This is a genomic window from Catellatospora chokoriensis, assembly GCF_011297315.1.
Lineage (GTDB): Bacteria > Actinomycetota > Actinomycetes > Mycobacteriales > Micromonosporaceae > Catellatospora > Catellatospora citrea.
Window position 1 is genome coordinate 20,693 of record NZ_JAAOTI010000017.1, and the last position, 12,958, is coordinate 33,650.

12 protein-coding genes are annotated in these 12,958 nt (G+C 74.4%); all 12 read right to left on the reverse strand.

The genetic code is table 11. The features are described 5' to 3' along the window. Genes HAV39_RS24515 through uraH form a run of 12 tightly spaced genes read right to left on the reverse strand, consistent with a single transcriptional unit; the run spans position 1 to position 12,915 of the window. Positions 1–1,137: an XdhC family protein gene (locus HAV39_RS24515; RefSeq protein WP_191841508.1), complete on the reverse strand. Its 1,137-nt coding sequence runs from the start codon at positions 1,135–1,137 to the stop codon at positions 1–3. Next, positions 1,130–1,681 (reverse strand): nucleotidyltransferase family protein, encoded by a 552-nt coding sequence (locus HAV39_RS24520; protein ID WP_191841509.1) that lies wholly within the window; start codon positions 1,679–1,681, stop codon positions 1,130–1,132. Before HAV39_RS24520 ends, HAV39_RS24515 begins: the two co-directional genes overlap by 8 nt. 2 nt (positions 1,682–1,683) lie before the next feature. Then, entirely contained in the window at positions 1,684–2,670 is a 987-nt protein-coding gene (alc, locus tag HAV39_RS24525) for an allantoicase (RefSeq protein WP_191841510.1), read from the reverse strand. Positions 2,671–2,692: 22 nt separating this feature from the next. Continuing rightward, the gene (allB, locus tag HAV39_RS24530; protein WP_191841511.1) at positions 2,693–3,994 is read right to left on the reverse strand and encodes an allantoinase AllB; all 1,302 of its coding nucleotides are present in this window, start codon (positions 3,992–3,994) and stop codon (positions 2,693–2,695) included. Continuing rightward, positions 3,991–5,223 carry a DUF6986 family protein gene (locus tag HAV39_RS24535; protein ID WP_191841512.1) on the reverse strand — a complete coding sequence of 411 codons (1,233 nt, stop codon included), beginning with the start codon at positions 5,221–5,223 and terminating at the stop codon, positions 3,991–3,993. Before HAV39_RS24535 ends, allB begins: the two co-directional genes overlap by 4 nt. Continuing rightward, positions 5,223–6,743 carry a malate synthase A gene (gene aceB, locus HAV39_RS24540; RefSeq protein WP_191841513.1) on the reverse strand — a complete coding sequence of 507 codons (1,521 nt, stop codon included), beginning with the start codon at positions 6,741–6,743 and terminating at the stop codon, positions 5,223–5,225. The genes HAV39_RS24535 and aceB overlap by 1 nt, the downstream gene beginning before the upstream one ends. Continuing rightward, entirely contained in the window at positions 6,744–9,014 is a 2,271-nt protein-coding gene (gene pucD / locus HAV39_RS24545; RefSeq protein ID WP_191841514.1) for a xanthine dehydrogenase subunit D, read from the reverse strand. It lies immediately after the preceding gene. After that, positions 9,011–10,363 (reverse strand): 8-oxoguanine deaminase, encoded by a 1,353-nt coding sequence (locus tag HAV39_RS24550; protein ID WP_191841515.1) that lies wholly within the window; start codon positions 10,361–10,363, stop codon positions 9,011–9,013. Before HAV39_RS24550 ends, pucD begins: the two co-directional genes overlap by 4 nt. Next, positions 10,363–10,881: a (2Fe-2S)-binding protein gene (locus HAV39_RS24555; protein ID WP_191841516.1), complete on the reverse strand. Its 519-nt coding sequence runs from the start codon at positions 10,879–10,881 to the stop codon at positions 10,363–10,365. Before HAV39_RS24555 ends, HAV39_RS24550 begins: the two co-directional genes overlap by 1 nt. Further along, on the reverse strand, positions 10,872–11,723 hold the full coding sequence (locus HAV39_RS24560) for an FAD binding domain-containing protein (RefSeq protein ID WP_191841517.1): 852 nt from the start codon (positions 11,721–11,723) through the stop codon (positions 10,872–10,874). The genes HAV39_RS24555 and HAV39_RS24560 overlap by 10 nt, the downstream gene beginning before the upstream one ends. Beyond that, on the reverse strand, positions 11,723–12,589 hold the full coding sequence (gene pucL, locus HAV39_RS24565; RefSeq protein WP_191841518.1) for a factor-independent urate hydroxylase: 867 nt from the start codon (positions 12,587–12,589) through the stop codon (positions 11,723–11,725). The genes HAV39_RS24560 and pucL overlap by 1 nt, the downstream gene beginning before the upstream one ends. Further along, entirely contained in the window at positions 12,589–12,915 is a 327-nt protein-coding gene (uraH, locus tag HAV39_RS24570; protein ID WP_120315671.1) for a hydroxyisourate hydrolase, read from the reverse strand. Before uraH ends, pucL begins: the two co-directional genes overlap by 1 nt. Positions 12,916–12,958 lie beyond the last annotated feature (43 nt).

The following is a 12,958-nucleotide window of genomic DNA, read 5'->3' on the forward strand; positions in this document are numbered from 1 at the left end:
TCAGTGACCCAGCGGGCCGGCGCGGTGGATCGGACCGGCCGTGTCGGACAGGACCGCGCCGGTGCCGCCCCAGCGCAGCGCGACGATCTCCGCGGCGATGCTGACCGCGGTCTCCTCCGGGGTGCGCGCCCCCAGGTCCAGGCCGATCGGCGAGCGCAGCCGGCCCAGCTCGGCCTCGGTGAGGCCGTCCTCGCGCAGCCGGGCCAGCCGGTCGTCGTGGGTGCGGCGGGAGCCCATCGCGCCGATGTACGCCACCGGCAGCCGCAGGGCCAGCTCCAGCAGCGGCACGTCGAACTTCGGGTCGTGGGTGAGCACGCACAGCACGGTGCGCCCGTCGATCCGCTGCGCGCTCGCCTCACCCTCCAGGTAGCGGTGCGGCCATTCGACGACGACCTCGTCGGCGGACGGGAAACGCTTCGGGGTGGCGAACACGGCCCGGGCGTCGCAGACCGTCACGTGGTAGCCCATGAACGAGCCGATGCGGGCCACCGCGGCGGCGAAGTCGATCGCCCCGAACACGATCATGCGCGCGGGCGGGGCGTACGAGTTCACGAACACGGCCAGCTCGTCGCCGCGGCGCTCGCCGTCAGGGCCGTAGTGCAGCATCCCGGTGCGCCCGGCGGCCAGCAGCCCGCGCGCGTCGTCGGCGACGGCGGCGTCGAGCCGCGCGGAGCCGAACGTCCCGGCGGTCCCGTCGCCGTGGACGACCATCCGGTGCCCGAAGCGCGGCGAGTCGGCCGGGGCGATGCAGGTCGCCACGGCCACGGGGCGGCCCGCCCGGACCGCCGCCACCACCTCGCCGAGCTGCGGAAACGTCTCGCGTGACACCTGCTCGACGAACACCTCGATGATGCCGCCGCAGGTCAGGCCGATGGCGTACGCGTCGTCGTCGCTGACGCCGTAGCGCTGCAGCACCGGCCGCGCCCCCGGGTCGGCGGCGACGTCGGTGGCCAGCTCGTACACGGCGCCCTCGACGCAGCCGCCGGAGACGCTGCCGACGGCCTCCCCGTCCGGCGCGACGAGCATCGACGCGCCCGGTCGCCGCGGCGCGGACTGCCAGGTGCGCACCACGGTCGCCACGCCCGCGACCGCGCCGGACGCCCAGCCGCGGAACAGGTCGTCGAGCACGTCACGCACGGGGGACGTCCAGGTCCGCGCCGTCGGAGACGTCGTCGCACGGCACCGTCTCCACCTCGTGCCGGGCCAGGTAGGGCCGGGCCCCGACGTCGCCCACGGCGAGTTCGGCCGCCCCGGCCCAGTGGTCGCGGCCGAGCAGCACCGGATGCCCGCCGTCCCCGCCGTAGGTCGCCACCCGCAGCGTGTCCGGCTTCGCGCCCGCGCCGACCCGGCGCACCGCCTCGGCGGTGATCCCCGGCGTGTCCACCAGCAGCACCACTACAGCGTCCACCTGCGGCGGCAGTGCCGCCAAACCGGCCCGCAGGGACGAGCCCATGCCGGTCCGCCACTCCTTGTTGATCACCACGAGCGCGCCGGGCAGCGCCGGCGCACGCCCGGCTCCCGCACCGAGCACGACCACGACCGGATCGCAGTCCCCGTCGCGCAGCGTCCGCAGCGCGTGTCGCACCATCAGCTCCCCGTCGCCCGGCACCACGGCCAGCGCCTTGGGCATCCCGTACCGCCGCCCGGCCCCCGCCGCGAGCAGCAATCCCCCGACAGCCATACTCAGCCTCCCCCAGCCTCCTGATCCGTCCACGGTGCGGCGAGCCTCTCCCGGGCGGAGGCCGTCAGGCTGCCGTACAGGCGCAGCCGGGCCATACCGCCGTCGGGGTAGATGTCCAGGCGTGCCCCGTCGACCGGCCCGTCGTACGACAGCCGGAACCGGTGCCGGGTGTCGGGCTGCAGCCGGGTGCGTGCCAGCAGCGGTTCGCCGCCGGGCCCGGTCAGCGCCGCCCAGCCGGGGGCGTTGCCTTTGAAGTGCGAGGTGTCCAGCTCGGCCAGCGCGAGCACGCCCGGCGCGGCGAGCCGCACCTGGACCCAGTCGTTGCCGCCGTCGCGCCGCCGCCGGGTCTCCCAGCCCTCGCCCATGCTGGCCGCGAGTCCGGGCAGCAGCAGGTTGCCGGGTGAGCCGTAGAAGCGATCGCTGCAGTCGACGACCCGGCCGCCCAGCTCGGCGGCGGCGAGGTCGACGGTGTCGGGCAGCAGGCCCGGATCGGGGGCCGGGATGCCGTGCACGCGCAGCCGGGCCACCCCGCCGTCGGGGTGGATGGTCAGCCGGACGTGGGTGACCAGCGGACCGGCGTCGACCGGGAAGCGGTTGCGGGTGTCGCCCAGCAGGGCCGAGCGCTCGACCAGGGGAAACCAGTCCGCGTCGGCCAGCTCGGCGGCCGACGGATACCCGTCGGCCCGGCAGCCCTCGACGGACGCCTCGGGCGGGTAGTTGCCGGTGAAGAACGCGGTGTCGACGACGACGCCGTGCACGTGGCCGGGCGCGCCGAGCCGCAGCACCGCGTGGTCGTGGCCGGGTTCGCGGCGGCGGCGGGTCTCCCAGCCGTCGTACACCTGGCCCTTCGCGCCGAAGGTGCGCGGGGTGAAGGTCGGCGCCCACGGGTTGACCAGGTTGTCGCGCTCGGCGAAGAACTCGTCGTTGGCCGCGACGACGCTGCCCCCGACGGCCCGCGACGCGAGGTCGAGCAGCTCCTCGAAGCTCATGCTTGCACCTCGCGAAGCTCGCTCATGCCCCGCCTCCGGGCCGGATCAGGCGGCCGATCGGCTCGACGCCGGCGAGGCGGCCGCGCAGCCAGGTGTCGCGGACGACGCCGCGCAGGTGGCGGCCGTCGTACGGCGAGACGTGGTGGCGGTGCAGCAGCCGCGTCGCGTCGACGGTGAATTCGGCGTCCGGGTCGAAGGCCACCAGGTCCGCGTCGGCGCCCTCGGCGATGCGCCCCTTGCGGGGCAGGCCGACCAGGTCGGCGGTGTTGCCGGCCATCCAGCGCACCACGTCGGCGAGGCCGTGCCCGCGCTGCGCCGCGGCGGTCCAGATCAGCGGCAGCCCGAGCTGCACGGACGCGATGCCGCCCCAGGCGGTGCCGAAGTCGCCCGCCTTCAGCTCGGGCGGGCACGGCGAGTGGTCGGACACCACACAGTCGATCACGCCGTCGGCCAGCGCCTGCCACAGCGCGTCCTGATGGGACTTGTCCCGGATCGGCGGGCAGCACTTGAACTGCGTGGCGCCGTCGGGCACCTGGGACGCGTCCAGGGTCAGGTAGTGCGGGCAGGTCTCGGCGGTGATGCGGACGCCCTCCCGGCGGGCCGCGGCGATCAGCGGGAGCGCGTCGGCGGCGGCCAGGTGCAGGATGTGCACCCGCGCCCCGGTGCGCTGGGCCGCGTCGATCACGGCGGCGACGGCCCGGCGCTCGGCGCGCGGCGGGCGCGAGGCGACGAAGTCCGTGAAGTGCTCGCCGTGCGCGGCAGTGACCAGGGACGGATCCTCGGCGTGCAGCACGAACAGGGCGTCGACCGCGCCGAGCGCCTCCTCCAGCCCGGCCGGGTCCAGCGGCGGGAACTCGGGCACGCCCGAGTCGACCAGGAACGCCTTGAACCCGAACACGCCCTGCTGATGCAGGGCGGGCAGCTGCCGGGCGTTGCCGGGCACCGCGCCGCCCCAGAAACCGACGTCCACGAAACACTGCTCGACGGCCGCGGCTCGCTTGACGTGCAGCGCCTGCACGTCGACCGTCGGCGGAATGGAGTTCAGCGGCATGTCGACGATGGTGGTCACGCCGCCCGCGGCGGCGGCCCGGGTGGCGCTGTCGAAGCCCTCCCACTGGGTGCGCCCCGGCTCGTTGACGTGCACGTGGGTGTCGACCAGGCCGGGCAGCAGCGCGCAGTCCCCCAGGTCGATGGCGTCGTTGCCGGCCAGCGCCTGGAATCCGGCGACCGTGGCGATGACGCCGTCGCGGATGCCGACGTCGGCGGGCCGTTCACCGTCCGGGGTGAACGTGCGGTGCGAGCGCAGGATGAGGTCGTAGTTCACAGCGGCTCCAGCATAGATCGATCGACGCCGAATTCGCCGACATCCAGCGCGCCGCACTGCACGGCGCGTCGCAGAAATCCGGACAGCGCCCTTGCCGTCGCGGGTTCGTCCAGGTAACCGGTGCCCCGCGCGCCGCTGTCGCGCTGCGCGGCGCTGTCACGCCCGGCCAGCCAGGCCCGCAACCGGGTGGCGGCCGACGGCGCGCCCTGGCGGAAGAAGCCGTACGCGGCCGCGTAGCGCGTCGGAAGCTGCGCCGGATGCAGGTCCCAGCCCTGGTAGAAGCCGCGTTCCAGGCCGCGGCGGACCAGGCGCAGGTGCAGCGCCCAGGCGGCCTGCACGGCGGCGGTGTCCCCGATCGGCAGCACGTTGGTGGAGCCGTCGACCACGCGCACCCCGGTGCCCGCCGCGGCGACCTGCATCACCTGCTTGGCGTGGTCGGCGGCGGGATGCTCCATGGACTGGTACGCCGCCGCGATGCCCATCGCCGCCGAGTAGTCGTAGGTGCCGTAGTGCAGCCCCACGCAGCGCCCCTGCGACGCGTGGATCATCGCGGGCAGCGGGCAGACCCCGTCCGGCCCGAGGATCGCCTGCGGCATCTCCACCTGCAGTTCGAAGCGCAGCTGCCCGGCGGCCGGTTCGAGGTGGCGGCACAGCCACACCAGCGCCTCGACCTGCTCCACCGAGCTGACCTTCGGCAGCGTGATGACGAAGTTCGGCGGGATCGTGCCCAGGGCGTCGAGCAGCCGGTCGAGGGTGCGCAGCGCGCGGGGCCGGGTGTCGGGCTCCAGGCTCTTGATCCGTACGCCGGTGAACGGGGCCGGGCGGGCGGCCAGGAATGCGGCGACGCTGCGGGCGTGCGCGTCTTCCGTGGCGTCCTCACGGCGGCCGTAGCCGTCCTCGAAGTCCACCCGCAGGTCCTCGACCGGCTCGGTGGCCAGCTTGCGGGTGATCCGCTCGTGCAGCTCGTCCGGATAGGGCAGGCCGTGCTCGGCCAGCGCGGCCAGCGCCTGCTCGCCCCAGCGCTGCCCCAGGCCGGTGCGCACCCGGTCAGCGGGCACGTACACGGTGTGCAGCGGCTGGCGGCCGGCGTCCTCGCCCGGATAGCGGTCGCGGCGCAGCCCGTCGGCCGCGGCCAGGATGCGGTCCAGTTCCCGCGCGGGGACCCGGGCCGCCCCGTCGCGCGGCTCGCGCGGCACGCCGAGGAACTCGTCGGTTCCGGCGGGCGTCATCAGTCGATCAGCTCCCCGGCCGGCAGGGTCAGGAACTCGACGAAGTCGTCGGCGAGCGCGACCTGCTCGAAGATCGTGCGGGCGGGGGCGTACTCCGGCCCCAGCACGGCCATCTCGCCCTCGATCAGCTCTTCCAGCAGCTCGCGGGTGACCGGCGTGGTGCCGCCGTCGAGGAGCGCGCCGTTGTGCAGCCACTGCCACAGCTGGGAGCGGGAGATCTCGGCGGTGGCGGCGTCCTCCATCAGGTTGTCGATCGCGGCCGCCCCGTTGCCGTTCAGCCAGGACTGGATGTAGCGGATGCCGACGTGGATGTTGGCGCGGGCCCCGGCCATCGTCGGCTCACCCTCGGTGGTCCGCACGTCGAGCAGGTCGTGCGCGTCGACGTGCACGTCCGGGCGCTGGCGGGAGAGCTGGTTCGGGGCTCCGTCCAGGGCCTTGTCGAACACTTCCAGGCAGAGCGGCACCAGGTCGGGGTGCGCCACCCAGGAGCCGTCGAAGCCGTCGGCGGCCTCGCGTTCCTTGTCCTGGCGGACCTTGGCCAGCGCCGTCGCGGTGACCCCCGGGTCGCGCCGGTTCGGGATGAAGGCGGCCATGCCCCCCATCGCGTACGCGCCCCGGCGGTGACACGTCTTGACCAGCAGTTGCGCGTACGCCCGCAGGAACGGCGCGGCCATCGTCACCTGCCCCCGGTCGGGCAGCGTGTACGCCGGGAACGCGCGGAACTTCTTGATCAGGCTGAACAGGTAGTCCCAGCGCCCCGCGTTCAGGCCGCTGGCGTGGTCGCGCAGCTCCCACAGGATCTCGTCCATCTCGAACGCGGCCGTGATCGTCTCGATGAGCACGGTGGCCCGGATGCTGCCGTACGGGATGCCCAGCAGCTCCTGCGCGGCCGTGAACACGTCCTGCCAGAGCCGGGCCTCCCGGTGGCTCTCCATCTTCGGCAGGTAGAAGTACGGGCCGCTGCCCCGGGCCAGCAGCTCGGCGGCGTTGTGGAAGAAGTGCAGCCCGAAGTCGACCAGCGCGGCGACACCGGGCGCACCGTCGACCTCGAAGTGCCGCTCGTCGAGGTGCCAGCCGCGGGGCCGCACCACGATGGTGGGCAGCGGGCCGGGGTGCAGCGCGTACAGCTTGTCGCCCTGCTGCAGGCTGATCGTCCGGCGGACCGCCTCGTACAGGCTCTGCTGGCCGCCGATCACGTTGGCCCAGTGCGGGGTGTTGGCGTCCTCCAGGTCGGCCAGCCACACCTTCGCACCCGAGTTCAGCGCGTTGACGGTCATCTTGCGGTCGGTCGGGCCGGTGATCTCGACCCGGCGGTCGACCAGGTCGGCCGGGGCGGGTGCGACGGTCCACTCGCTCTGCCGGATCTGCGCGGTCTCCGCCAGGAAGTCCAGCGTGCCGGTGCGGTCGATCTCGGCCTGCCGGGCCCGGCGCGCCGCGAGCAGCTCGTCCCGGCGGGGGCGGAAGCGGCGCTGCAGCTCGGTGACGAACTGGACCGCCTCGGGCGTCAGGATCTCGGTCACTCATACCCCCACGATGTGTTCGGGCCGGACCGGCACCCTGGTCAGCGCGGCGCCGGTGGCCGCCCGGATCGCCGCGACGACGGCGGGTGTGGACGAGATCGTGGGCGGCTCGCCCACCCCGCGCAGGCCGTAGGGCGAGTGCAGGTCGGCCAGTTCGAGCACGTCCACTGTCATCGGCGGCATGTCCATGATCGTAGGTAGCAGATAGTCGGTGAAGGAGGGATTGCGCACCTTCCCGTCCACGAGCTGAATCTCCTCCATGAGCGCCAGGCCGAGTCCCTGGGCGGTGCCGCCGTGGATCTGGCCGGTGACCGCGGCCGGGTTGACGGCCTTGCCGACGTCCTGCGCGGTGACGATCTCGACGACTTTCACCAGGCCGAGCTCGGTGTCGACGTCGACGGTGGCGCGGTGCGCGGCGAAGGCGTACTGCACGTGCGCGTCCCCCTGGCCCGTCTCCGGGTCGAGCGGGTGGGTCGGCCGGTGCCGCCACTGCACCGTCTCCTCGATCGCCTCGTCGCCCAGCAGGTCCGCGAGGTCGGCGACGGTCCCGCCGTCGGCGTCCCGCACCTGCCCGTCGACCAGGCGCAGCTCGCCCGCGAGGCCGTCGAGGCGGTCCAGCAGGCGGGTGCGGACGGCCTGGCAGGCGGCCCGGACGGCGCCGCCGGTCATGTAGGTCTGGCGGGAGGCCGAGGAGGAGCCGGCGCTGCCGACGGCGGTGTCGGCGGGGGCGATGGTGACCTGGTCGACGCCGAGTTCGGTGCGCACGATCTGCGCCTGGACGGTGACCAGGCCCTGGCCCACCTCGGCGGCGGCGGTGTGCACCAGCACCGCGGGACGGCCGCCGACCAGTTCCAGGCGCACGCGGGCGGTGGCGTAGTCGTCGAAGCCCTCGGAGAAGCAGACGTTCTTGATGCCGATGCCGTAGCCGACGCCGCGGACCACGCCCTCGCCGCGGGTGGTGTTGGCGGTGCCGCCGGGCGGGAAGTCGGCCTGCCCGGCCGGCGGCTTCGACTGGACCAGGCGGAGCAGTTCGGCGACCGGGGCGGGGCCTTCGACGAGCTGGCCGGTGGGCATGCGGTCGCCGGTGTGCAGGGCGTTGCGGACCCGGACCTCCACCGGGTCCAGGCCGAGCGCCGCCGCGAGCTTGTCCATCTGCGACTCGTACGCGAAGCACGCCTGCACCGCGCCGAAGCCGCGCATCGCCCCGCACGGCGGGTTGTTGGTGTAGAGGCCGTAGGCGTCCATCACGACGTTCGGCACGTCGTAGGGGCCGATGCCGAGCGTCGCCGCGTTGGCCACGACCGCGCCGGAACTGGACGCGTACGCGCCGCCGTCGAGCAGGATGCGGGCCTTCACGTAGACCAGGCGGCCGTGGGAGTCCGCGCCGTGCTCGTAGCGCAGCCGGGCCGGGTGCCGGTGCACGTGGCCGAAGAACGACTCCTCCCGGCCGTACACCATCTTCACCGGGCGGCCCGTGCGCAGCGCCAGCAGGCAGGCGTGGACCTGCATGGACAGGTCCTCGCGCGCGCCGAACGCGCCGCCGACCCCGGCCAGGGTGAGCCGGACCTTGTCGGCGGGCATGCCCAGGCACGCGGCGACCTGCTGCTGGTCGACGTGCAGCCACTGGGTGGCGATGTAGAGGTCGACGCCGCCGTCGTCGGCGGGCACGGCCAGCCCCGACTCGGGGCCGAGGAAGGCCTGGTCCTGCATGCCGACCTCGTACTCCCCGGTCACCACGACCGCGGCGGTCGCGTGCGGGTCGCCGCGGCGGATCGGCACGTGGCGCAGCAGGTTCGGCCGGTCGGCGTGCACCCGGGGCGCGCCGTCGTCGTGCAGCGCCGCCTCGGGATCGGTGACCGGGTCGAGCACGTCGTAGGAGATCCCGATCGCCGCGACGGCGCGGCGCGCGGTCTCCGGGTGGTCGGCGGCCACGATCACGATCGGCTCACCCTGGTAGCGGATCTCGTCAGCGGCCAGCACCGGCTGGTCGACGTGCTCCAGGCCGTACAGCCGCCGGCCGGGCACGTCCTCATGGGTGAGCACCGCGTACACCCCCGGGATGCGCAGCGCGGGGCCGAGGTCCAGTTGCGTGATCCGCGCCCGCGGATGCGGGCTGCGCAGCGTCGCCCCCCACAGCATGTCGTCGGCCCACAGATCGGACGAGAACGCGAACTCCCCCGTCACCTTCAGCCGCCCGTCGGGCCGCACCGGCGACGCTCCCACCCCGCCCGTGACGGTGGCCGCCAGCCCCACGTGCACCGTCGCGCTCATCGGCCGGCCTTTCGGAGCAGGGTGCGGCTGACGCGGGTCAGGTCGCGGGCGAGGGACTCCTCGTCGGTGTGCACGAGGCGGCCGCCGCGGACGACGACGTCGCCACCGACGAGCAGCGCTTCGACCCGGGCGGGCGGGCCGAAGACCAGGGCGGCGACCGGGTCCTCGATGCCGGCGTGGCCGAGGCCGTCGATCCGCCACAGGGCGACGTCGGCGAGCCGGCCCGGCTCCAGGGTGCCGAGTTCACCGTCGCGGCCCAGGCAGCGGGCCCCGCCGGTGGTGGCCAGGGCGAGCGCCTCGCGGGCCGTCAGCGCGGCCGGGCCGCCGCGCAGGCGCGCCGCGAGCATCGCCTGGCGCAGCTCCGGGCCCAGCTCACCGGCCTCCTGCGAGGCCGCGCCGTCGACGCCGAGGCCGACCGGCGCACCGGCGTCGAGCAGGTCGCGCACCCGGGCGATGCCCGCGCCGAGGCGGGCGTTGGAGCTCGGGCAGTGCGCCACGCCGGTGCCGGTCGCGCCGAGCCGGGCCACCGCGGCGTCGTCCAGGTGCACCCCGTGCGCCAGCCATACGTCGTCACCCAGCCAGCCGAGCTTCTCCGCGTACTCCACCGGGGTGACCCCGAAACGGTCGCGGCAGAACGCGTCCTCCTCGACCGTCTCGGCCAGGTGTGTGTGCAGCCGTACGCCGTGCGCGCGGGCCAGGGACGCGGCCTCGCGCATCAGGTCGGAGGTCACCGAGAACGGCGAGCACGGCGCGACGGCGACGCGAGCCATCGCCGACGGCGACGGGTCGTGGTGCTGCTCGATCGCGGCCGCGGTCGCCGCGAGCGCGGCGTCGGTCGACTCGACGACGTTGTCCGGCGGCAGCCCGCCCTGCGAGACGCCGAGGTCCATCGAGCCGCGGCACGCGAGCAGCCGCACGCCGACCGACGCGGCCGCCTCGACCTGGGTCCCGATCAGGTCACCCGAGCCGCGCGGGAACACGTAGTGGTGGTCGGCGGCGGTGGTGCAGCCCGACAGCGCCAGCGCGCTCAGGCCCGCGGTGGTGGTGACGTACACGAGTTCGTCGTCGAGCCCGGCCCACACCGGATACAGCTCGACCAGCCAGTCGAACAGGTTGCTCTGCTGGGCCAGCCCGCGGGTGGCCCACTGGTAGAGGTGGTGGTGGGTGTTGACCAGGCCGGGCGTGGCCAGGCAGCCCCGGCCGTCGATGACCTGGTCGGCGGGTCCCTCGAAGTCCCCGCCGCCGACCTCGGTGATCCGGTCGCCGTCGACCACGACATGCCCGCGCCGGTATTCCGCGCCCGCCGCGTCGACGGTCGCGATCGCACAGCCGTTGATGACGGTCCGCATCACGACCCCGCCCGCTCGGCACCGGCCGGGCCGCCGAGACCTGCGGCACCGGCGTTCACCGAGCCGGCCGCGGCCAGGCGTACCGCGTCCATAATCTTCTCGTAGCCGGTGCAGCGGCACAGGTTGCCCGCCAGCGCCTCGCGGATCTCGGGGTCGCTCGGGTGCGGGACCCGGGCCAGCAGATCGTGCACCGAGACGATCAGGCCCGGCGTGCAGAACCCGCACTGGACCGCGCCGGTCTGCAGGAACGCCCGCTGCACCGGGTCCAGCTCGCCCTCCGGGGCCAGGCCTTCGACGGTGCGCACGTCGCGCCCGGCGGCCTGGCCCGCGGCGACCAGGCAGGCGCAGACCGCGGTCCCGTCCAGGTACACCGTGCACGAGCCGCATTCGCCCTGCTCGCAGGCGTTCTTGCTGCCGGGCAGGCCGAACCGCTCGCGCAGCACGTAGAGCAGGCTCTCGCCCGGCCACACGTCGTCGGTGGTCCGGGTCGTGCCGTTGACCGTGCAGGTCAGCCGCATAGGTCCCTCCAGGCCCAGGTCAGGGTGCGCTGCGCCAGGACGGCCAGCGCGTGGCGGCGGTACGCGGCCGTGCCGCGCACGTCGTCGATCGGGGCGGCGGACGCGGCGACCAGCTCGCCGAAGCGCCGCGCCACGTCGGGGTCGAGCGCGGCGAGGGTGTCCCACGGCAGCTGCCCGGCGGCGAACAGTTCCGCGTCGGCGGCCCGCCGCGGGGTCGGCGCGGCCGAGCCGATGCCGGTGCCGACCGCGCGGCGGCCGGGGTGCAGCGCGAGGGCGAACGAGCTGACCGCGATCACCATCGCGTTGCGCGTGCCGATCTTCGAGAACTGCTCCGGGCCTGCCGCGGGGCGCACCCACACCGCGGCGATCAGCTCGTCCGGGGCGAGCACGCTGCGCTTGGGGCCGGTGAAGAACTCGCCGATCGGCACCAGGCGGGTGCCGCGCACCGACGCCAGTTCCACCTGCGCACCGGCGGCCAGCAGCGGCGGGTGGCCGTCCCCGGCGGGCGACGCCGAGCCCAGGTTGCCGCCGAGCGTGCCCCGGTTGCGGATCTGCGGCGACCCGACCGTGCGCGCGGCCATGGCCAGCCCCGGCAGCCGGTCGCCCAGCTCCTCGATGATCCGGGTGTACGAGACGCCCGCGCCGACGCGCAGCAGCTCCCCGTCCATCGCCCAGGTGGTCAGGTCGCCGATGCGGGTCAGGTCGAGCAGCACGCCCGGTCGCCGCCGGTGGAAGTTCAGCTCGACCATCACGTCGGTGCCCCCGGCGAGCGGCACCGCGTCCGGCCGGTCGGCCCTGATCGCCAGGGCGTCAGCCCAGGTCGACGGCGTCATGAAGTCCATCAGGCCGCCCCCAGGTCCCACGCTAGCCCCGCCGGGGGCGCGTCGTCGCGTTGCACCGTGCCCTCGATCAGGCCGTACGGCCGGTCGGCCGCGAAGTAGACCGCATCCGGGTTGTCCAGCCCGAACGGGGACAGGTCGACCAGGAAGTGGTGCCGGTTCGGCAGCGCCAGCCGCACCTCGGCCGCCTCGGGCACCCGCTGGAGCACCCGCTCCCCCATCGCGTACAGGGTCTGCTGCAGCGAGCGGCTGTACGTGTCGACGAACGCGCCCACCAGAGCGTCCCGGACCGCCTCGAACGCGGCGTTCCAGTCGACGTCGGCCGAGGCGAAACGCCAGCGGGCGTCGACCGCCGTGGCGAGGATCCGGTCGTCGGCCTCCGGCAGCGTGGTGTACCGGTCCCGCGGGAAGCCCTTGAACATCGAGCCCGTCGTGTTCAGCAGCGTCAGCCCGTGCAGCCCGCCCACGACCCAGGCCTGCTCGGCGGTCGCGGTCACCGTCGCGGTGCGCACCTCGTCCCCGGCGCGGGCGAACGAGTGGCCACCCAGGCGCCGCCAGCCGTACGACTCGACGTGGACCTGCGCCTGCTCGATCGCGTCCTGCCCGGCGACGAAGTGGCGGGCCAGGCGCAGGCCGAACTGCTCGATGCTCGCGAAGCCGTCCCGGGCGAACGCGTACACCGTGTTCTTCTGCGTGTCGGTCGGCAGCACGTCGGCGTTGTCGCCGGTCAGGTGCGTGGCGTCGAGGCGGCCCGCGAGCCGGGTGCTGACGTTGAGGTCGGTCAGCTCGTGGCGCTCGCCGTCGCGGACCACGGTGACCAGGCGGCACTCGGCCTTGCCGTAGCGGTTGGGACCCAGTCGGATCGTCATCAGGACCCCCGGTAGGTGGTGTAGCCGAACTTGCTCAGCAGCAGCGGCACGTGCAGGTGCCGGTCGGGGTCGGTGACGTCGAAGACCACGGTCACCTCGGGGAAGAAACTGCCGAGCCCCTGGTATGCGGCGACGTCGAAGCGCAGCCCGTACCGGCCCACCAGCCACTGCTCGGCCGGCACCCAGTCGGCGAGCCGCCCGTCGGTGTTCGTGATCCCGGTCGCCACCGTGACCCAGCCGTACTGCCCCAGCCGCTGCAACGTCACCTGCACGTCCGCGGCGGGCTCGCCCCGGCAGGTGTCCAGCACATGGGTCGACAGGGTCATCGCATACGTCCCCTCGTCATCGCTCGCTCATGCCTTCTCCTCG

Bases quoted from the DNA above. Each gene is read 5' to 3' on its own strand.
- HAV39_RS24550 (WP_191841515.1), bottom strand. From the start codon at position 10,363: ATGCGGACCGTCATCAACGGCTGTGCGATCGCGACCGTCGACGCGGCG.
- alc (WP_191841510.1), bottom strand. From the start codon at position 2,670: ATGAGCTTCGAGGAGCTGCTCGACCTCGCGTCGCGGGCCGTCGGGGGC.
- HAV39_RS24535 (WP_191841512.1), bottom strand. From the start codon at position 5,223: ATGACGCCCGCCGGAACCGACGAGTTCCTCGGCGTGCCGCGCGAGCCG.
- HAV39_RS24520 (WP_191841509.1), bottom strand. From the start codon at position 1,681: ATGGCTGTCGGGGGATTGCTGCTCGCGGCGGGGGCCGGGCGGCGGTAC.
- pucL (WP_191841518.1), bottom strand. From the start codon at position 12,589: ATGACGATCCGACTGGGTCCCAACCGCTACGGCAAGGCCGAGTGCCGC.
- uraH (WP_120315671.1), bottom strand. From the start codon at position 12,915: ATGACCCTGTCGACCCATGTGCTGGACACCTGCCGGGGCGAGCCCGCC.
- HAV39_RS24560 (WP_191841517.1), bottom strand. From the start codon at position 11,723: ATGGACTTCATGACGCCGTCGACCTGGGCTGACGCCCTGGCGATCAGG.
- pucD (WP_191841514.1), bottom strand. From the start codon at position 9,014: ATGAGCGCGACGGTGCACGTGGGGCTGGCGGCCACCGTCACGGGCGGG.
- HAV39_RS24555 (WP_191841516.1), bottom strand. From the start codon at position 10,881: ATGCGGCTGACCTGCACGGTCAACGGCACGACCCGGACCACCGACGAC.